A 19,541-nucleotide genomic window follows, 5' to 3' on the forward strand; every position below is an offset into this window, starting at 1 on the left:
CTTGGAGGCTACTCCAAGGTCAAGAAGAAGTTATCAAGAAAACAAAAATATTATGCCAGCGCCGATGGCTTACTGAGATTTAAGCTCCGCACACTCTTCACGGTTCGCCGATACATCATCAATAAGAACCGCATCGTGTGAACAGAATGGCTGAGTGTTCAAGCTGACAATCGACACATCATCTTCCACTGGATCAACTTGAGAGCCCTGCATTAACTCAGCAATATGATGTCGAAGTACCAAAATACCTAAAATCCCGAACAGAACATTACCAAAGGCTTGACCATAGAGAACACCCAAAGCGCCATACCATTGTGAACCTAGATAAACGAACGGCAGAGTACCTAACGTCGCTTTGCCTAAGTTCAACGCCGTTGAATAAAGAGGCTTACCTAGATTATTAAAGGAGGTATTGGCAACAAACAGTGCGCCGTTAAAGGTGAAGGTCAGCGCTACATAAGTACAAAACGCAGCAACAATAACGGCCGCATCACCTTGTAAGCTAAAGCCTTGAACGACATAACCTTGAACGAAGTACAACAGAATACAAACGGCAATGGTATAAAGTGTCGTCACCAGCAATGAGTTATTGAGTGTTTCTTTAACTCTGTCCATGCGTTCTGCACCAAAGTTCTGACCAATGATTGGTCCCACAGCGCCAGACAAGGCAAAGATAACCGCAAAACAAACCGGTGTTAGACGACCGATCACGGCAAAGCCCGCGACAAAATCCTCACCATATTGTGCGATACCTGTCGTCACAATCGCATTACCGATAGGCGTTGCGGTATTGGTGATAATCGCAGGCAGCGCAATCGCCAATATTGGTCGAATATTAAGGCGCCATTGCACAAACGAAGGTGGAGCCACCAGCTGATGGCTGCGAATCAGAGGATAAAGCGAGAAGAACAGCACCGAGAAGCGAGCAACAACCGAAGCTATAGCTGCCCCTTCGATGTTCCAACCAAAACCAAAAATAAACAGAGGATCGAGAATCGCGTTAACAATACCGCCTGACAAAGTCGCCCACATCGAACGTTTCGCATCGCCCGCCGCTCTCAAGCCCGCACCCGCGGCCATCGCCAACGCCAAAAATGGACCACTTGGCAACAAAATCTGTAGGTAAGCTTGAGCACGCTCGGCTGCAATGCCTTTGGCGCCTATCGCGGCTAGCAGCTCTGGAATATAAGCGAACATGATTGCCGTTACGGTGGAACTGATAACAAACGCAGTCAACATGATACTGGTGCTTAGGTTTCGAGCGTGTTCTTGATTCTTTGAGCCGATGGCTTTGGACACTAATGCGCCCATGGCAATGGAAGTACCAATCGAAACAGAGGTAGAGAAAAAAGTCAGCGTACCTGCAAAGCCTACCGCAGCAGCCAATTCGACCTGCCCGAGCATACTGATAAACAACATGTCGAGTAAATCAACCACAAATAACGCCATCAAACCGACAGAGCCAGCCCCCGACATCACCAATATGTGGCGCATCGTTGAACCTTCAACAAACTTTGCCGTTTGATTTGACATGAAACCTCCAAAAGTTGGAATACCCAAGAGCTAAAGCCCTATCAACTAATCAACTAATCAACTAATCAACTAATCAACTAATCAACAGGCTAGGAATCCACAAAGAAAGGATCGACCAAGAAAAGTGCTATACATAAAAAAGGCGCTAGTGCGCCTTTTTTCAATTGAGGGTATTGAGAAAAATAATCGTTCTTAACACGCTACTATACCTGATGTTTGAAGCATTCTTCCAAGTTCTTGCCGATTGCTCTCAAAACATCGGTTCTGGTGATCATACCCACCAGTTTTCGATTATCGATTACAGGGTATGCTTTAGGTTTGCCCACCTGCATCATGTCCGCCAATTCAATAATGGATAAGTCAGGTGACACCGACAGTACTTCTTGGTGCATGCAATCACCCACAAGGTGTGTGTCTTGGCAGAAGTAACTGACCTTCACAAGTTTCTCGAGTAAATCCTGCTCAGAAAGGAAGCCTATCACTTGTTCGTTATCATCGATTACGGGTCCACCCATGTGGTGGCTACGCATCACTTTGTCTAACGCTAGACTTAACGGCATATCAGGAGTAAATGTCACAACCTGCTGCGTCATGTAATCTTTCACTTTAATAGAATGCATTGCGTTCTCCCTAAATACTTTGCGTTATATATTTTTCTATCTTGTTAAGTTAATTGTTGTCTAAAATCTTGATTTTACTAAATGGATTTCAACAATTTTATTGATAGGCAAAACCTAACAAGACAACAAAGCGAGACAAACAAAGGCTTGAGCACGTTTTAGACCACCAGAAAAAAGGAAAAAAAAGAGCCCTTACAAAGCCTTACTTTCCCTTGCTTAACCTTACTTAGCCGAACTAGCCTGAGTAGATAAACCCTGTAATCTTCTCCGCACTAATAATTAGAAATCCGGATTTAGGAAGTTTATGCAACACGACAACAACATGTACGCGTATGTTTATGCAGATAACGACGGCACAGAAAACACACTCATCGCCACTATAGATAATCAAGAAAAACCGCTTATTTCAAGCTGCGTTGATGAGATAAAACGCATGTCGTGCTTAGCCATTGACTTAGCAGCAAAACACGACCTAAAAGTGAAGCTGGTGAAGTATCAAAGAGAGCAAGAGATCGACTTCGGCCTATTCGTAAAATAGTGAGTCCGACACTGGTTTGGTTAATCACGAACTGGCAGCCACAGCAGCATTAGCATTAGCATTAGCATTAGCATTAGCATTAGCATTAGCCATAATGGCTGCCGAATTCGCCCTGACAAGCCTAACGGGTAAAGGCTATAATGATCAGACGGTGCCCTTGCCGATTTTCATTGTCTAAATACGGTTTACTATGTCTTCTCGAACGTATCTCTCTAACTCCTTATCTAAGTTAAAAAGCTACTTTAGCGAGTTATTGGATTTCCAATCACGCATTTGGGTGGTTCATATCTTTGAAGACTCTATTACCGATCAGTCATTTGTGATTAATGAAGATGGCTTTAAAGAACCGTTAGAGTGGATGAAGAAGCGAGCCTATCAAGCAGTAATGCTTGAACGAGTTGAGAAAATGAAAATTTCACAAGTCATTGAGATTCAGTTCGAAGACAAAATGCATCGATTGATGCGAGTGAAGTAGCTCTATTGTTTGGGCATTAGCAAAAAGCCCTTTGCTAATGCCCAAACATAAAAAAGGCCAGCGCTCGCTGACCTTCTCTGATTGGTTAAAAACCATCATCTAACGCGCACAATACTCATGCCACAAGCGCACCGCTTTCTGATATGCCTCAGTTTTATCGTGCGTTTCTGCAAAGAGAATAGCTGTCATGCTGTCGACAACGGTATTCGCCATTAGCGCCATCTCTTCAGTCGACGTACCAAGTACACATTGACGAGGAAGTGGCAGTTCTAAGTTCATCATCTCTTCCCAGTAGAACGACTCGACTTTATCAGGAGAGCTCATCCACACCGTTTGGCTAACTTTAGGATTATATTCCGACTCACCGTTCATCCCTTTGAATGAAATCACCGAGTGGGATTTATTGCCAATGACATGCTCAACTTCCGCATGAAGTTGTGGGAAGCCAGGATGGAAACTACCACGCAGACCTAAACGACCACCACCGGGATTCAATGCTCGAACTACCGTGTTAATTGGTGTTCTTAATCCGTAACGGTGTTTCCAACCGATCATGGTTTGCGCTTCGGGAGCAAAGTTAGCTAGCGGTAAATAAGCAATGCCGTCTTGTTCAAGAATCGACTTAGCATGTTCAGGGTTCTCTGCACTTTGCACACCAACATCTTGCAAATGGCTTTCAACGTGTGTCCTACCGCTCGGTTTGTCCATGTAGCCATGCATTAAGACTTTATAACCACTGTCAGCGAGGATTTTTGCTGCCAGCAAGTTCCAAGGTTTACCACTGGCGTTATCGTTACGCTTACCTGCATAACACGGCCAATCAATATCAGCACCTAAATCTGGCACTCGAGATTGAAACGCTTTTACAAAGCCAGCGATCTCTTCATTGGTTTCATTCTGCACACGAATCAGCATCAGTAGCATAGCCATTTGGTCGTCGCCGACTTCTCCGCTTAAATACTCATCCATGATGCGGTAGGCTTGTTCGAACAATAAAGGCTTACGCCCTCTTTCTCCTCGTCCAACTGTACGAATACACTCTAAAATACTACTCATTGATTGTTTATTCTCTTCCGTTGATATCAATAAAATTCGCATACGTTTTCGATTCTATGATACCCGCAGTCCATTGCAAAGCGATTCAACAGCTGCTCCCTAATTATCAATACACGGATTGAGGTAAAATTAACGAATGCAGCGCACCTTGATAGGTCAAACAAAAATAGAACCCTGGCAAGTTTCATCGGGTTTGATTAGAGATGCTGAAACAAGTCGTGTATTATCGGAACGTTTGCACTTTACCTATTTTACGGTTAGCGGTTGCACAATTTTATTCGCACCAACACACGTTCATATACCAAGACTAAGAATTGATGCCAAAGTTGATTAACAAAATTTGGGTACACGCTTTCATGCTCTTCGCTATGCTAATGGCCACCATTAGTGTGGACAGCATCGCGAGCAGCAATGCTCTGCAAGCCCCCCAAGCTCAATCAACTTCTGCCAATAGCTTATCTTTCTCTGCTTCTAACATCAGTTCTGTAGAGAGCGCCCCAACACCTTTTTCCAGCGTACAATCCAACGTTGAGCACCACTGCTGTGGATCGGTCTGTCTACTGAAAATGCCACCACTTATCGTTTCTGAATCTTTCGAACCGCAGATTGAATCACTGGCACTGATAGAAAAAGAATCTTCGCACAAAGCGATTTTTGCACCACAAGCGCCATACCGCCCCCCTATTTCCTAATCGTTTGTCCCTGTTTGGCAATCTCTGCCACCAAGTTATAACAGCATTTTTGCTGTATCAAATGACATCCGAATTTAGGAAATTAACACATGAAAAAAACTATTTAGCCTCTTTGCTGCTCTACTCTTAAGCGCTTCAGTAAACGCCGCACAATTTGAAGAAGGCACGCACTACAAAATCCTTGATGTAGCAAAGGCCGACAAGCCTGTCGTTACCGAATTTTTCTCTTTCTACTGCCCACATTGTTACAAGTTTGAAGGGGTCATTAAGTACCTAAAAGCAGACTTGCCAAAGTCAGCAAGCTTCCAAAAAGTGCACGTCGCTTTTATGGGTAACAACATGGCAGTGCCAATGGCGAAGGCTTACGCGACCATGGTTGCGCTAGACGCTGAAGAAAGCATGGTTCCTGCCATGTTTGCTCAGATCCATGAGAAGCAACAAACACCAAAAAATGAAGCAGAACTGCGTGACGTTTTCATTGATAACGGTATCAATGCGAAGAAGTTTGATGCAGCATACAACAGCTTTGCAGTGAACTCGATGCAAAAACGTTTCGATAAAGAGTTTGAGCAAAGCACACTAACAGGTGTTCCTGGAGTTCTGGTTAACAACAAATACATCGTGAAACCGGATCAAATCAAGAGCTACGAAGAGTACAACCAACTAGTGAATTACCTACTAACGCTCTAAGTCCGTTTTTCATCTCAAAGCCAGTGATTCATCGCTGGCTTTCTTATATATGAAGTCTCCCTAGCCACTCACCATTCCCATAAATCCGCTTGGGAAGCATTGTTAACTGGCATCCTCCACAATTTTTCATATACTGCACTCAAATAAGCTAACCACTGTGCTGTAGCCTTCAAAGTATTAACACTCAAATATTGGGACCTTTATGATCATTCTGACCACAAACTTTGGCGACATTGAAATTGAACTGAACCTTGAAAAAGCGCCAGTAACATCGAAAAACTTCCTTAAATACTGCCAAGATGGCTTCTACGAAGGCACGACATTTCACCGTGTTATTGAAGGTTTCATGATTCAAGGTGGTGGGCACACTATCGACATGACAGAAAAACCAACTCGCGCACCCATCGTCAACGAAGCAAACCGTGGCTTAAAGAACGTGATTGGCTCTGTAGCGATGGCTCGTACTGATGCACCACATTCTGCAACGGCACAGTTCTTCATCAACCTTGATGACAACGATTTCCTCGATCACACCTCAACAACCAACGCAGGCTGGGGTTACGCTGTATTTGGTAAAGTATCGGCAGGTATGGATGTGGTAAACAAGATCGCAGCCGCGCCAACGACCATTCGTTGGGGACATGAAGATGTACCTTGCGAAGATATTGTGATTACTAAAGTCACTGTTCGCGACTAATTCACTCACGTACTTTCCCGCCCCTAGTGCATTCGAATTGATTGCACAAAGAAAAGAAGGCTGCGCGATAGGACTATGGTGGTAAGGGGTCGACTTTACCACCTATATTCAAAGCTCGTTGTTAGAATCGTTACCAACGAGAACGATAAGTACGGTGACATCCTTTGCACGTCTTATTCGCAGAAGTTAACCCTCGCTCTGCACTCAACAAGTCTTGTTCAACACTCGCTTGGTAAACCTCTGCAAAGCCTTGATTCATCTGCAACATCAGTTGGTTAAATTTCTCAGGCTTGCTCCAAACCTCCTTCTTGGCCTTACCTCCTGTATCAGCTTCAGCAAAACTCGCGTTCAAGACATCACCATGTTCCACCAACATTTCACTTAACTCCTCAACCTTTTTCCAATCTGTATTTCGGTTTCCTAATTCTGAAGACACTTGTTTATTGAGTTTTTCAATTGAGCTGAAAGCCTGTTGGCGATTATTCACAACTTCAGTTGCAGCAATAGCCATTACTGGCGCGGCGATAAGTAAAGCGATAGTCAGTTTTTTCATAGTGTCACTCCTGTTCATTGGTCGGTTGATTTGTTGATCTTTCAATCGGGAATCGATGAGATGCATTTAATTTACACAACAACAGTTGCGCGCGCAACTATTGTTGTGTAAATTAACCTCACTTTGAAAAATGACAAGCAGGAAATTGAACAATGAAAATTTGGGATCTACCGACTCGACTGTACCACTGGCTACAAGCCACACTATTCATTGGTCTAGCGGCATCAGGCTTTAGTGGCAATGGCCCACACATTTATCTAGGGCTAGCACTGTTTAGTTTGATTCTTTGGCGCTTGGTCTGGGGAATGATTGGTAGCGATACCAGCCGTTTTTCGCAGTTTATGAGCTCACCTCGATCTGCTTGGCTGTACTTACGAGACCGAGTTCAACCTAAGCCGGGGCATAATCCTCTAGGTGCTTGGATGGTTGTGGGGATGATTACAACCTTATTCGCCCAATGCATAACTGGCCTAGCGATAGCTGGGTTCTTCGACACATTGCCATATTCAGAAATCATCATCACAGACGATGTTTTTGACCTACTCGGCACAGCTCATACTATTGCCGCACGTATGTTAATCGCTTTTGTAGCACTGCATTTATTGGCTATCTTGACCTACAAACTGCGTTCAAAGCCTTTAGTGCTCGCTATGATCACAGGCAAACAAAATCAATCGTTATCTACCGCTCATTCCGGAAATGGCACTCAATTGGCTTTCTCATCAAATAGAAAAGCATTGTTGGTGCTAATTGCATCGGTATTAGTTACGATGACAATAGTTGTTATGTCATAAGAATTAGGGGCTAACCAATGCCAGAAGAGTTTGATAGACAGAATAGTTTTGGATGGATGATCAATGTTATCGCCAACAAAGCGACCAAAGATTTCGACCTTGAGCTAAAGAAACACGGCTTAAGCATCGCATTGTGGCCAACCTTGATGTGTTTATGGGAAGAAGAAGGCGTTACCCAGCGTGATATTGCCGCTAAGTCGAAAGTAGAAAACTCAACGACAACACGAACATTAGATAAGTTGGAAAAGCTTGAACTGGTAGAGCGTAGAGTAGATCCACACAGTCGCCGCTCTTTTAGAATCTACCTAACAGAGAAAGGTAAAGCACTTGAAGAAGTGTTAATACCCATCCCTGTGAAGTTGAATGAAGAGCTAATGGCCTCGCTTGATGCAAAAGAGCAGCAACAGATGATCGGTTTACTTAAAAAAATGGTCGCAGCTGTCTAGATCAATAGCTCACGCTAAAGTAACCACTTAGAAACTGAATAAGACCCTCGCCCTGAACGAGGGTTTATTTTTTCCGCGACCATTTGATATAGCAAAACAGCGAAGCAATGATCACCGCTCCACCGACCAGCTTTTGTACCTCAACTGTTTCACCCAACATGCTGACACTCAGTAACAATGTCCACACTGGCTCAAGAATCATGATCAATGCCGCCACTTCCATGTTCACGGAGTGCTGACCGACCGTTTGCAACAAGTAACGAATAGACGTTGCGATCACCGCAGATACGATAAACCAGAACACTAAGGTTTTGGTGATTTCGAACTCCGGCTGAGCTGTCATAGAAGCAAAGGCTAAACCACTCACACCCACAACAAACAATTGCACACAGATTGATGCGATAGGCTTAATATTGGTGATCACACGCTTGTTCATCACAAAGTGAATGGATAGCAACATAGAAGCCAACAAGAAGTAGATCTGACTTTGTTCAACATGCCAACCATTGGTGAGGGTAAGCAGTAACATACCAAGGATCGCGATAGGGAATGACATCCAAAATGCGCGATTAGGCTTTACTCGAAACAGAACCCAAGAGACGAATGGCGCAATGATCATCGCGAGGCTCATGATAAATGCCCCTTCCGATAAACTCTCCGTTACCGAAACCGCAAACACCCACACCTGAAGTGAGGCAGACAAGAGTAAGCCGACACCGCACAATGACAGGATCTGCTTAAATGAGAGATTGCGAATATGATGAATACAGAATGGCAGTAGAATCAGGCTCGCGACAACAAAACGCACACCAATGAACACAGGTCCCGGCATTTCCATGACCACAAGCTTAGATGCAATCCATCCTACCCCTGCCAGTAAAGTGGCACACAAGAGGTAAAGCTCGCCACGCATTGCTTTCACGTTCATCATTTTTATTCGTTCCAATAACAAAAAAGCAACCAGGCTCTGCAAGGTTGCTTTTTATAAACTCTCAACAGGATCAAGATACTATCTTAATACTCTGTTTCAGGCAGCAGTTTTTAGCCTGCGTATTCTGGGTAATCCGTTAAGCCTTTTTCAGCACCGCCAAACAGAGTATTTGGATCGTGCGGAGCTAGAGGAAAACCATTTTGAATACGAGCTGGCAAATCTGGATTTGCTACAAATGGACGACCAAAGCCAACCATATCTGTCACGCCTTCTGCGACTGCTCGCTCGCCACGTCCACTGTCGTATTTACCTGCGTAAATCAGCACACCTTTGAATGCTTCACGAACCGCAGCTTTGAACGCTTTTGGCGTTTCAGGCGCATCGTCCCAGTCTACTTCTGCGATGTGGAGGTAAACGATCTTGTATAGGTTTAGGTACGCGGCTGCCGCTGTGTAAGTTTCAACTGGCGTCGCATCAACCGTGCCATTTAACGAAGTAAACGGAGCAAGACGAACACCAACACGGTCAGCACCAATCGCTTCAACCATCGCTTCAACCACTTCACCTAAGAAGCGCAGGCGGTTTTCAGTTGAACCACCGTATTCATCGGTACGGTTGTTTGCTTCAGAATCAATGAATTGGTTAATCAAGTAGCCATTTGCTGCGTGAAGCTCAATGCCATCAAAGCCTGCTTCGATTGCGTTAAGGGCTGCTTGACGATATTGCTCAACCACTTCTTTGATGTCTTCTTTCGTCATTTCACGAGGTTCAACCACGTCAACAAAACCCGGCTCATCAGTGCCGTTATCGATGAAGACTTTTACGTTTTCCGCTTTGATAGCTGAAGATGAAATTGGTTGTTCACCACCGATGTTGTCTGGGTGTGTTACACGACCTACATGCCAAAGCTGAGCGAAAATAACGCCGCCTTTTTCATGTACGGCATCGGTTACTTTTTTCCAACCAGCAATTTGTTCTTGAGAGTAGATACCTGGTGTCCAAGCATAACCTTGGCCCATAGGTGAAATTTGTGTGCCTTCAGCGATGATCAAACCTGCAGAAGCGCGCTGAGCGTAGTAAGCCGCCATCATGTCGTTTGCTGAATTACCAGGTTGCGTTGCACGAGAGCGAGTCATCGGAGGCATAACAATACGGTTTTTTAGTTCGATATTACCAAGTTGAATTGGTTGAAATAGTGCGTTTGTCATTGTTATTTCCTCGATTAACCTAGTTGAACCAGTTCGATTTGGTAGCCGTCTGGGTCAGTGATAAAAGCGATGTGTGTTGAACCACCTTTTACAGGGCCCGCTTCACGAGTCACATTGCCACCCAGCGATTTAATCTTGTCACATGCCGCGTAAATATCTTCCACACCCAATGCCAAATGGCCAAATGCATTGCCCATTTCGTACTCGTTGGTATCCCAGTTGTAAGTCAGTTCGATGGTGGTGCCGCCTTGCTCATAACCAACAAAAACCAATGTGTAGCGGTAATCGTTATTGTCATGGCGCTCAAGTTCTTTCATACCCAATACCTTGGTGTAGAACTCAATAGACTTGTCTAGATCAGCAACTCGAATCATTGTGTGTAGGAATTTCATATTTCACCCTTTTTAAGCCCAGTAACCTGAGCCGATATAATCGTGAGTGGAGGTTATCCACTTCTTTGTTAGGGTGAATATACGAGCTGACAGCAAATAAATGAAATTATCATAAATTCTCATTGTGATAATTTTTTGTTATTAACATATTGACTAATACAAACTAAGAGACACAAAAAAGGGAAGCCAATGCTCCCCTTAGATTTCGACTCTCAATTAAAACCGCAAACGCCTATCTTTAAGCGTTTTCGACATCGCATCAGATGTATTAATCACTTGCTCTCGAAACCATTTATGAGCGGGGTCGCTGTTCTGCTTCTTCAACCAAATCAGGTAATGAGACATCGGCTGATATTCAAAAGGTGGCTTGAACAGCTGTAAACTTAACTTTTCTTGAAACTGCACGGCCATGGATAAAGGCACTACAGTGATGTAATCGGATTGGCTACACAGCAAGATATTACTGAACAGCGAACGCCCATGAAATACGATTTTACGCTGGGACAGATCTAAAGATGTGTAGTGATTCAAACTGCGAACTTTACGGCGAGTTCGATCTAAAACAGCATGTTTTTCGGTCATAAACTGAGCTTCATTGATTTCACCTTGAATTCGTGGATGCCCCTCACGACACACAATGGCAAAATCTCCCTGATACAAGGTTTCGCTAGCGATGCTAGGATGTTCAGGAACCAAAATATCGATCATCGCATCAAACTCTTGAGTCAGAAGATTTTCATAGATACGATCATCATTATCTGGTTGATCATAGACTTCAAGCGAGAGGTTTTGATTTGGAAGAGCCGCAAAACTATTGAGCAATACCCACTGAAGGTGTTCAGGTGAAGAAATAACAAACTTACGCTCAGAAACTTGCTCATCAAAATTTGTCATCGATTGAAAGACACCATTTAACTCATTGATCGGTGCTTTAATTTGCTCATACAAGCTTTGAGAATATGCAGTAGGCACCACCCCCCGTCCTTTTCGGACAAAAAGCTCCTGCCCAATATCACTCTTTAAACGTGCTAAGGCAGTACTAATAGTCGATTGATTGGTACTAAGTTGATCAGCAGCTTTACTTAAACTCCCCTGCTCCATCACCGCAGAAAAGACAGCAAGTAAATTGAAATTTGGAATGTCGTTACTCATATATCATTACTCTCAAGGCTGCCATAAGCACTATGCTATCGTAAAAACGATAGCATAAAATAAGAATCTCAAATTTAAAGTTATAAATTGAGACACTAATATCCCGTGATACACTACTCTTTTAGATGAGAAACCTCGCCAATTAGTGACGCTCTAATGACAATGATAAAACGGACTATTGTGTCGCTTGTCATGACACTGTGTTCAGAGTGAATGAGGTATACATCTAAATAATTATAGCTACAATATTTTTAATTCAGCGCTCAAAGAAGATGTTCTTGTTAATAGCCACAATCATATACTGAGCGTATCATTAATGTTTTTCTTAAGGTTTCATGAATAGTTTCTGACAAATGAATTTTATTGTCGTACGTATATAATTCATCATTCATTCGTATTACTCTTTTTATTGTAAAAAGCGTGTAAAAAGACAAATTCTATCAACTCTCTTATTGATGCTTTTATTAGTCATTTCATTGATCCAAGCCAATTTAATTAACAATGTTTTAAAGCCGAATTTGAGCACTAGCAAATAATTCAACTTGCCGATTTTGCGCCATGCCAATTCATCGTAATTACGATATTATTAAATCGGTATACTGGGTAGATACTGCTCAAAACTCTTCCTATTATCCTGCCAGCAAATCAATTATTAGCCCAAACAGAAAAATGACAAATGTTTACTGTGGCATGTCAATTATCATGAAACAGCCCTCTATGGTCGAGGCGCAGCCCATAATAAAGACAGTCGCTACGAAGGTTAAGTCGATAGTCTAATTACCATTCTGTTTGCGTCTACTGACAAATAATAAGATTGATTTGTAAGGGAGCATATTCGCTTCTTGATACCGAGAATCGGTTGTCTGGACTGAGTAGTATCACTTTAAATAGCATCTATTACTTTTGTTTATTATGCGTACCAATCTACCCACATAATAGACATCTACTTTTTAAGATGTCATTAAAGGTCACTTCTAGGCTGCAAATTCTCTCTTCTTATTGATGTAGGTTGAGATATGAACTTTATAAAACTCGTTTTCCAGAAAATCTGGGCCATTGTAATGGTCTTGATTAAATTCTGCCTGTTTATGGCGGTGATGTTTGCTGGTGCATGGGCTCTTGCACCGTTAGGCACAATCCATTCTAAAGACATCGACATGTCTCAATTCAACAATCATCCCAATGAAATGATGATGAACTTCTTCCAGATGGAGTACTTCTCTGGCTACTTGTTCTCAGTGACCATTGCTGTGGTATTAGCCGGTGTTTACGGCATGTGGCAGTTGCATGAACTAGGTGTGCATAAAGCAAAAGAGCATAAGAGCGCTCACGTTCAGATCGTGTTTGCACTATCACTTTGCGGACTCTTCATCAGCAAAACATTCTGGGTGATCGCCTTGGTTATCGCATTGGCGAACTGGAAACATATTGGCCAATCACTGAGTGATGTAATTCGCCGTGGTGTACAGCCTAAACAAGATGCGACAAGTACAGAGGCCGCCGTAGTCCACGTATCACCTGAAGAATCGGTAACAGAGCCGTCTCAAACGAAACAATCTCCAGTAGAACAGTCTTCAGAAGCTCAGCCTTCAAAAGAAAAGACTCCAACAAATAAAGAGGTCGCATAATGAAAGAGATGATGATTCCATACATCCTAATTGTATGGTCACTGTTTGCGACAGGCGCACTTAAGAAGAATTTCAAAAACTACACATGGGCTGCCATTGGCGGTGTAACGATTCTTGCGGTATTAGCAGTTATCTCTCGCTTGTGGGCACCCGTTGATTTAACCAACTCAACCACAGTTAAAGCACCACACGCGGTGATGTCACCTATCTTTGGTCAGCAGATCGACCAAGTGCTTGTTGAACACAACCAAATGGTTAAAGAAGGCGACGTAATTTACACACTCGTCGACATTGATTCTGCCGCAGACAAAGCAAAGATCGAATCTTCAATTGTTCAGAAAGAAGAAGAGATCAAGCAAATGAATCGCGACTTAGAGCGCGCTGAAACGTCACCTGAAATCTTCAATATGCGTGACGTGGAAAAATACGACTCCGATCTTCGAGTGCTGCACGCTGAACTTGTGTCATTAAAAGCCGACTTGCAGAAAGTTAACTGGGCACAAGAGAAGAAAACCATTCGAGCTGAATTTGATGGCCAAGTCTCTATCGTGAACATTGCGGAAGGCTCGGTAATGGGGAATATGCACCTTTACAACACCAGCAAAAAGTTCTTAGAGATGCGCATCTCTGACCAAACTTACGGCTATGTTCAAGTGGGTGACTTTGCTGAGTTCTTCGTAGACGCTTATCCAGGTCACGTGTTCCGGGCAAAAGTACACAGCTTTAATGCAGGTACCGGTGAGTCGAGTATTTCTCCACTTCAGGGGCCACAAAGTGTCGGTCAACACGTAGTAAGAAACGGCAATGGTTTAGGTCGTACTATCGTACTTGAGATCATCGAACCAGAAGGTTACAACATCCCGATTGGTTCAACTGGCGCGGCTTGGATCTCGGCTGAGAAGCCACACCCATTCTGGGGCTTCATTGATGTGATTGGCGCAGCAACCGTTCGCCTACAATCTTACAAGTCATACTTAGGGGCTTGGTAAACAAGTTACGCGTAAGAGTTGGATAGAAGATAAACAAAAATACCCCGCTCGTCGGGGTATTTATATTATTGGTGCGAACTGCTTGATAGGTTAATCTTGTTCCAACCTTACGAAAAAGGCAGTGGAATCAACTCCAGTCCCAGCACACCACTGATGCTCATTACCACCAGCAGGGACACCTTAAACACAGTCTTTGACCACTGAATGTAGTTGAGGCAGTCGACCTTACGGAACGTCACTTTGGTCCACATAAAGCAAACGGCTGCCGACACGGCTAGGTATTCATAACCCGCCTCTCCGAGTAAAAATAACCCCAGAGCAACCGCGCCAAAAGCGACCACATACGCTTTCATATGTTTGTGGGCCTTATCCACACCCTCTTTAACCGGTAACACGGGAATGCCTGCATCTCGGTAGTCTTGAATGCGGAACATCGCAATCGCATACGAGTGTGGCATTTGCCATAAGCAGAACATGATGAACAGCAGAACGGATTCTAAGCTCAGGTAGTTCGTCACGCCAAGGTAGCCAACCAATGGTGGAACCGCGCCAGAAATACTGCCCACTAAGGTGCCGTAAACTGAATTACGCTTGTACCACATGGTGTAGAAAAAAACGTAGAACACATAACCAAGCAACACCACCACCGCAGACATCGGATTAACGAATTGAAACAGCAACGCCGTGCCTGCCAACAACATGACTAACGCATAGATAAATGCGACGTCTGTGTTGATGTTGCCCTGAACCAATTCACGGTTCTGGGTTCGTTTCATTTTCTGGTCGATATCTCGGTCAAAGATGTTGTTGACCACACAACCTGATGCAATCACAAGTCCCACACCCGCTAATGTTGTCAGTAACAACATCGCACTGGCTGGTTCTGTTTTTGCGGCGAGGAAGAACCCCGCCGCAACAGAAATCAGGTTGCCGAAAATGATGCCCGGTTTGGTAATAGACAGATATCTTTTCAGCATACCCTAGCCTACAACTTCATGTTGACGTTCATGTTGTAGATGATCCATACCGAGCCAGCGATAAGAATCAATACAACGATGGCGGTAAACATCAGTGACACCAAGTTCCAACGCCCATCGGAAGATTTCGCTTCCATATGCAAGAAGTACTTAAAGTGCACAAAGATTTGCACCAGCGCACAACCGAACAAGATCACGTAAGTTTCCGTGCTTGGTAGCGCATGTGACCACACGATGTAGAACGGAATAATGGTCAGAATTAGTGACGCAATAAAGCCTTTCACATAATCCGTTGCACCGCTGTCTAGATGCTGTTCCATTACATCACCCCCATTAAGTACACAATGGTAAATACACAAATCCAAACGATATCAAGGAAATGCCAGAACAAGCTTAAACACTGGAAACGCATCGACATGTTGTCGTTCAAGCCTTTGGTTGAAAGCTGGTGATACGCCACTGCCATCCAAATCAGACCAAACGTTACGTGCAACCCGTGTGTGCCAACCAAGGTAAAGAACGCAGAAAGGAACGCACTCTCTTGAGGACCATAACCTTCTGCAATCAAGTGATGGAACTCATACACTTCCATACAGATAAAGGCTAAGCCCAATACGAAAGTAACTTTGATCCATCGCTTCAGTCCCGTAACGTCTTTGCGCTTCATTGCAATCATGCCAAAGCCAAAGGTGATACTACTGAACAGCAGCATCATGGTTTCGACAAACACGAACGGCAGTTCAAAGATGTCTTTGCCTGTAGGCCCTGCGATTGAACCACTCTCAAGCACGGCATAAGTCGCGAAAAGTGTGGCAAACAGGACACAGTCACTCATCAAGTAAACCCAGAAGCCAAACAACTTGTTACCCGCAGCTTCGTGGTGATGATCATGCGAGTGTGCAAGATCATAAGTGTGTGACGGAGTATTAGCTTGCATACGTCGTCTCCAAATCATCTTTATTGTTGTTATCACTGTCACCGTCAGCGCTGTTACCACGACCAGAGTTGTCGCCCTTCACTGACTGTCTCTTAGCTTCTTCAAGCTGTGCACGTCGAGCCGCTTCAATCGCTTTGATCTCTTCAACTTCCACGTAGTAGTCCACATCGTCGTTGTAGCTGTGTTGAATACACGTCACCACGATGCCCACTAAGCTTGCCGCCGCTAGCCACCAGATGTACCAAATCATTGCGAAGCCAAATGCCAACGCCCATGCAGACACATAAATGCCTGTCGGTGTATTCTTAGGCATGTGAATACGTTCGTATTCTTCTTCCTGAGTTGGATCAAACTCACCACTTTGCTTTTGATACCAGAACGAATCGATCTCATCGCCCTTAGGCAATTTTGCAAAGTTGTAGAACGGCGGTGGTGAAGACGTTGCCCATTCGAATGTGCGTCCGCCCCACGGGTCACCGGTTAGATCTCGGTTTTGGTCGCGGTCACGAACACTCACGTAAATCTGAACGAACTGACAAACAACACCCATCGCAATCACGCCCGTACCTGCAGCCGCAACCGCCAGTAGAGGGAAGAATTCAGGATTGATGTCTTGGCTCAAACGACGCGTCATGCCCATAAAGCCCAGAGCATAAAGCGGCAAGAACGCCATCAAGAAACCGATTATCCAGCAGTAGAATGCGCGTTTTCCCCAAAGTTCGTTCAGAGTGAAACCCGTCGCTTTCGGGAACCAGTAACCAATAGCAGCGAAACAACCGAACACTACGCCACCGATGATTACGTTGTGGAAGTGAGCAATCAGGAATACCGAGTTATGCAGAATAAAGTCTGCGCCCGGAACTGCCATCAATACGCCTGTCATACCACCCACCGTAAAGGTGATAAGGAAACCGACCGTCCATAACATAGGTGTGGTAAAGCGGATACGACCTTTGTACATGGTGAACAACCAGTTGAAGATCTTAACCCCGGTCGGGATAGAGATAATCATAGTTGCAATGCCGAAGAAGGCATTCACATTGGCGCCAGAACCCATGGTGAAGAAGTGATGCAGCCAAACCACAAACGCTAAAATAGTGATAGCCACCGTCGCCCATACCAGTGAGGTATAACCAAACAGTTTTTTACGTGAGAAAGTCGCAGTAACTTCAGAGAACACTCCGAAAATAGGCAAGATTAGGATGTACACCTCAGGGTGTCCCCATGCCCAAATCAGGTTCACATACATCATCACGTTGCCACCAAGGTCATTGGTGAAGAAGTGCGTGCCGATGTATCTATCCAAAGTCAGTAACGCAATGGTCACAGTTAGGATCGGGAAAGAGATGATGATCAGGATGTTGGCACACAGAGATGCCCATGTGAACACTGGCATCTTCATCATTGGCATAGACGGAGTACGCATGCGCAAAATGGTCGCAAAGAAGTTCACACCCGTTAGTGTGGTACCCACACCGGATATTTGCAGTGCCCATATCCAATAATCGACACCTACTCCCGGGCTTGCCTCAATGCCGGAAAGCGGTGGATACGCTAACCAACCCGTACGGCCAAACTCACCTAAGCCCAGTGACATGTTGGTTAGAATGATACCCACCACAAACAGCCAGAAGCTTAAGTTATTCAAGTAAGGGAATGCAACATCACGAGCACCAATTTGCAGCGGCACGATAATGTTCATCAAACCGATAACCAATGGCATCGCTACGAAGAAAATCATGATCACGCCGTGAGCCGTGAAGATCTGATCGTAGTGATGTGGCGGTAAATAGCCCGTCTCACCGGCTGCAGAAAGCAATTGCTGACTACGCATCATTACCGCATCAGCAAAGCCACGAACTAACATCACCATCGCAACCGCAATGTACATGAAGCCCAGTTTTTTGTGGTCTACAGACGTAAACCATTCATTCCAAAGGTATTGCCACTTACCTGCTTTAGTTACCGCGAACACCACTAAAGCACCCACCAAAGCAATCATGGTTAAAGTGACTACAATAATGGGTTCGTGGTAGGGAATTGAGTCTAGAGTTAATCTTCCAAACATGACGATTATCCTTGGGTTTCCGGCAAACAGTTCATTGAACCAGGGTGCTGGGTCACGACATCAGTGAATAAAAATGGTGGGATACTGGAGAAAAAAGTCACAGGTTCAGCAACACTTGGCGCAGCCAATGAACGGAACTGCTCCCAATCTTCAATACGGTCTGGGCTAGCCTTCACTTTTTCCACCCAGTTTAGAAACGCCACTTGGTCAGGCATTGCTGATGCGGTGAATTTCATTTGAGAGAACCCTTTACCACTGTAGTTCGATGCAAAACCTTTGAAGTCGCCTTCATGGTTAGCAATCAAGTTCAGCTTGGTCACCATTCCCGGCATCGCATAAATCTGCGAACCAAGACGCGGGATAAAGAACGCGTTCATGATGTTGTCTGAAGTCAGCTTAAACGTCACCGGTACATCTTTCGGGAACGCAACATAGTTAACCGTCGCAATGTTTTGCTCCGGATAGATGAACAGCCATTTCCAGTCCAGAGAGACAACTTCGATCACCATAGGCTTAACGTCACTCTCCAGAGGCTTGGAAGGCTCCAGTTCGTGTGTTGTTCGCCAAGTGATGGTGGCCAGAATCGCAATAATGATGATTGGAATCGTCCATACCACTATTTCAATCTTGGTTGAGTGCGCCCAGTCAGGTGCATACTCTTCTGTGGTGTTGCTTTCACGGTATCTATAAGCAAAGTAGATGGTCATCAGAATCACGGGGATGACTACAATCAGCATCAGCAACAGAGCAGTAATAATTAGCTCCTTTTCCTGAACGCCAACGCTACCTTTTGGGTCGAGCAATGCTGAATTGCATCCTTCGAGCATCAGGACGGTTCCCACCAAACCAATCCTCGACAGATTTGCTCTCGATAAAATGCGTTTATATCTTGAAGCTTCCATTAACTTTCTCGATGGTTATCCAGCCTCAGAACGAACGCCCGAGTACTGGTTGTCATGGTCATTAGAATATTTATGTGTTGAGCATGTGAAACGACGCATCTCAAAGCGAAACTGAATTAAACCCTTCTCAGTACAGTTAAAACTGCCGAATTAAAACGACAGCACAGCGTAGCCGAAACATTGCCGCACAGTTAAAACCACACAAAAAATATGACTTAATTGTTACACTTTGAAATACATTGTTACATTTGGCGCATTATGAG

Annotated in this window: 21 protein-coding genes and 1 pseudogene; 9 read left to right on the forward strand and 13 right to left on the reverse strand. The window is 44.3% G+C overall.

From position 1 onward, the window contains the following. Nucleotides 1-69: 69 nt before the first annotated feature. Together CWO13_RS14935 and CWO13_RS14940 are read right to left on the reverse strand one after the other, a co-directional pair. Complete coding sequence (locus tag CWO13_RS14935) at nt 70-1,533, reverse strand: MATE family efflux transporter (protein WP_107898754.1); 1,464 nt, start codon at nt 1,531-1,533, stop codon at nt 70-72. Nucleotides 1,534-1,736: 203 nt separating this feature from the next. Beyond that, complete coding sequence (locus CWO13_RS14940) at nt 1,737-2,153, reverse strand: CBS domain-containing protein (protein ID WP_048658272.1); 417 nt, start codon at nt 2,151-2,153, stop codon at nt 1,737-1,739. A gap of 304 nt (nt 2,154-2,457) precedes the next feature. Between CWO13_RS14940 and CWO13_RS14945 the strand changes: the two genes are divergently transcribed. Continuing rightward, nucleotides 2,458-2,691 (forward strand): hypothetical protein, encoded by a 234-nt coding sequence (locus CWO13_RS14945; protein ID WP_107898753.1) that lies wholly within the window; start codon nt 2,458-2,460, stop codon nt 2,689-2,691. Between the two features lie 190 nt (nt 2,692-2,881). After that, nucleotides 2,882-3,166: a hypothetical protein gene (locus CWO13_RS14950; RefSeq protein WP_107898752.1), complete on the forward strand. Its 285-nt coding sequence runs from the start codon at nt 2,882-2,884 to the stop codon at nt 3,164-3,166. Between the two features lie 99 nt (nt 3,167-3,265). Here CWO13_RS14950 and CWO13_RS14955 read toward each other — a convergent pair whose 3' ends face one another. Next, entirely contained in the window at nt 3,266-4,252 is a 987-nt protein-coding gene (locus CWO13_RS14955) for a glycosyl transferase family protein (RefSeq protein ID WP_258185093.1), read from the reverse strand. Nucleotides 4,253-4,539: 287 nt separating this feature from the next. Here CWO13_RS14955 and CWO13_RS14960 point away from each other — a divergent pair, with 287 nt between their 5' ends. The 3 genes and pseudogenes from CWO13_RS14960 (at nt 4,540) to CWO13_RS14970 (ending at nt 6,301) form a co-directional block, all read left to right on the forward strand. Then, nucleotides 4,540-4,914 carry a hypothetical protein gene (locus CWO13_RS14960; protein ID WP_102432614.1) on the forward strand — a complete coding sequence of 125 codons (375 nt, stop codon included), beginning with the start codon at nt 4,540-4,542 and terminating at the stop codon, nt 4,912-4,914. 93 nt (nt 4,915-5,007) lie between these two features. Next, nucleotides 5,008-5,604: pseudogene (locus tag CWO13_RS14965) on the forward strand (thiol:disulfide interchange protein DsbA/DsbL); the annotation flags it as partial. Between the two features lie 202 nt (nt 5,605-5,806). Further along, nucleotides 5,807-6,301 carry a peptidylprolyl isomerase gene (locus CWO13_RS14970; RefSeq protein WP_048658268.1) on the forward strand — a complete coding sequence of 165 codons (495 nt, stop codon included), beginning with the start codon at nt 5,807-5,809 and terminating at the stop codon, nt 6,299-6,301. A gap of 130 nt (nt 6,302-6,431) precedes the next feature. Here CWO13_RS14970 and CWO13_RS14975 read toward each other — a convergent pair whose 3' ends face one another. Continuing rightward, nucleotides 6,432-6,854: a c-type cytochrome gene (locus tag CWO13_RS14975; RefSeq protein WP_107898750.1), complete on the reverse strand. Its 423-nt coding sequence runs from the start codon at nt 6,852-6,854 to the stop codon at nt 6,432-6,434. A gap of 152 nt (nt 6,855-7,006) precedes the next feature. Here CWO13_RS14975 and CWO13_RS14980 point away from each other — a divergent pair, with 152 nt between their 5' ends. Next, nucleotides 7,007-7,648, forward strand: coding sequence for a cytochrome b/b6 domain-containing protein (locus tag CWO13_RS14980; RefSeq protein WP_107898749.1), 642 nt, complete (start codon nt 7,007-7,009; stop codon nt 7,646-7,648). 17 nt (nt 7,649-7,665) lie between these two features. Continuing rightward, nucleotides 7,666-8,094: a MarR family winged helix-turn-helix transcriptional regulator gene (locus CWO13_RS14985; protein WP_048658261.1), complete on the forward strand. Its 429-nt coding sequence runs from the start codon at nt 7,666-7,668 to the stop codon at nt 8,092-8,094. 64 nt (nt 8,095-8,158) lie between these two features. Here the strand turns inward: CWO13_RS14985 and CWO13_RS14990 are convergent, their stop codons facing one another. From CWO13_RS14990 to CWO13_RS15005, 4 genes are all read right to left on the reverse strand, one after another. After that, the gene (locus tag CWO13_RS14990) at nt 8,159-9,025 is read right to left on the reverse strand and encodes a DMT family transporter (RefSeq protein WP_057621756.1); all 867 of its coding nucleotides are present in this window, start codon (nt 9,023-9,025) and stop codon (nt 8,159-8,161) included. A 110-nt stretch (nt 9,026-9,135) separates the two neighbouring features. Continuing rightward, on the reverse strand, nt 9,136-10,233 hold the full coding sequence (locus CWO13_RS14995) for an alkene reductase (protein WP_107898748.1): 1,098 nt from the start codon (nt 10,231-10,233) through the stop codon (nt 9,136-9,138). A 14-nt stretch (nt 10,234-10,247) separates the two neighbouring features. Beyond that, nucleotides 10,248-10,625, reverse strand: coding sequence for a lactoylglutathione lyase (gloA, locus tag CWO13_RS15000; protein WP_107898747.1), 378 nt, complete (start codon nt 10,623-10,625; stop codon nt 10,248-10,250). A 216-nt stretch (nt 10,626-10,841) separates the two neighbouring features. Next, a complete protein-coding gene (locus CWO13_RS15005) occupies nt 10,842-11,777 on the reverse strand; it encodes a LysR family transcriptional regulator (RefSeq protein WP_102432619.1) in 936 nt (311 codons plus the stop codon). Between the two features lie 1,016 nt (nt 11,778-12,793). Here CWO13_RS15005 and CWO13_RS15010 point away from each other — a divergent pair. Continuing rightward, a complete protein-coding gene (locus CWO13_RS15010) occupies nt 12,794-13,405 on the forward strand; it encodes a magnesium transporter (RefSeq protein WP_102480741.1) in 612 nt (203 codons plus the stop codon). Further along, nucleotides 13,405-14,394, forward strand: a complete 990-nt coding sequence (locus tag CWO13_RS15015; RefSeq protein ID WP_012604427.1) for an efflux RND transporter periplasmic adaptor subunit — start codon at nt 13,405-13,407, stop codon at nt 14,392-14,394. Before CWO13_RS15010 ends, CWO13_RS15015 begins: the two co-directional genes overlap by 1 nt. A 107-nt stretch (nt 14,395-14,501) precedes the next feature. On the opposite strand, the gene cyoE is transcribed toward CWO13_RS15015, so the two are convergent. From cyoE to cyoA, 5 genes are read right to left on the reverse strand one after another with little or no spacing between them, the layout of a single operon-like run. Further along, on the reverse strand, nt 14,502-15,371 hold the full coding sequence (gene cyoE / locus CWO13_RS15020; protein WP_102432621.1) for a heme o synthase: 870 nt from the start codon (nt 15,369-15,371) through the stop codon (nt 14,502-14,504). 8 nt (nt 15,372-15,379) lie between these two features. Beyond that, nucleotides 15,380-15,691, reverse strand: coding sequence for a cytochrome o ubiquinol oxidase subunit IV (gene cyoD / locus CWO13_RS15025; RefSeq protein ID WP_010439794.1), 312 nt, complete (start codon nt 15,689-15,691; stop codon nt 15,380-15,382). After that, entirely contained in the window at nt 15,691-16,308 is a 618-nt protein-coding gene (cyoC, locus tag CWO13_RS15030) for a cytochrome o ubiquinol oxidase subunit III (RefSeq protein ID WP_010439790.1), read from the reverse strand. The genes cyoD and cyoC overlap by 1 nt, the downstream gene beginning before the upstream one ends. After that, nucleotides 16,298-18,376 carry a cytochrome o ubiquinol oxidase subunit I gene (gene cyoB, locus CWO13_RS15035; protein ID WP_048669033.1) on the reverse strand — a complete coding sequence of 693 codons (2,079 nt, stop codon included), beginning with the start codon at nt 18,374-18,376 and terminating at the stop codon, nt 16,298-16,300. The genes cyoC and cyoB overlap by 11 nt, the downstream gene beginning before the upstream one ends. A gap of 5 nt (nt 18,377-18,381) precedes the next feature. Next, on the reverse strand, nt 18,382-19,278 hold the full coding sequence (gene cyoA / locus CWO13_RS15040) for a ubiquinol oxidase subunit II (RefSeq protein WP_080585195.1): 897 nt from the start codon (nt 19,276-19,278) through the stop codon (nt 18,382-18,384). Between the last annotated feature and the right edge of the window lie 263 nt (nt 19,279-19,541).

This window comes from Vibrio sp. ZF 223 (assembly GCF_003050585.1).
Classification (GTDB): Bacteria; Pseudomonadota; Gammaproteobacteria; order Enterobacterales; family Vibrionaceae; genus Vibrio; species Vibrio crassostreae.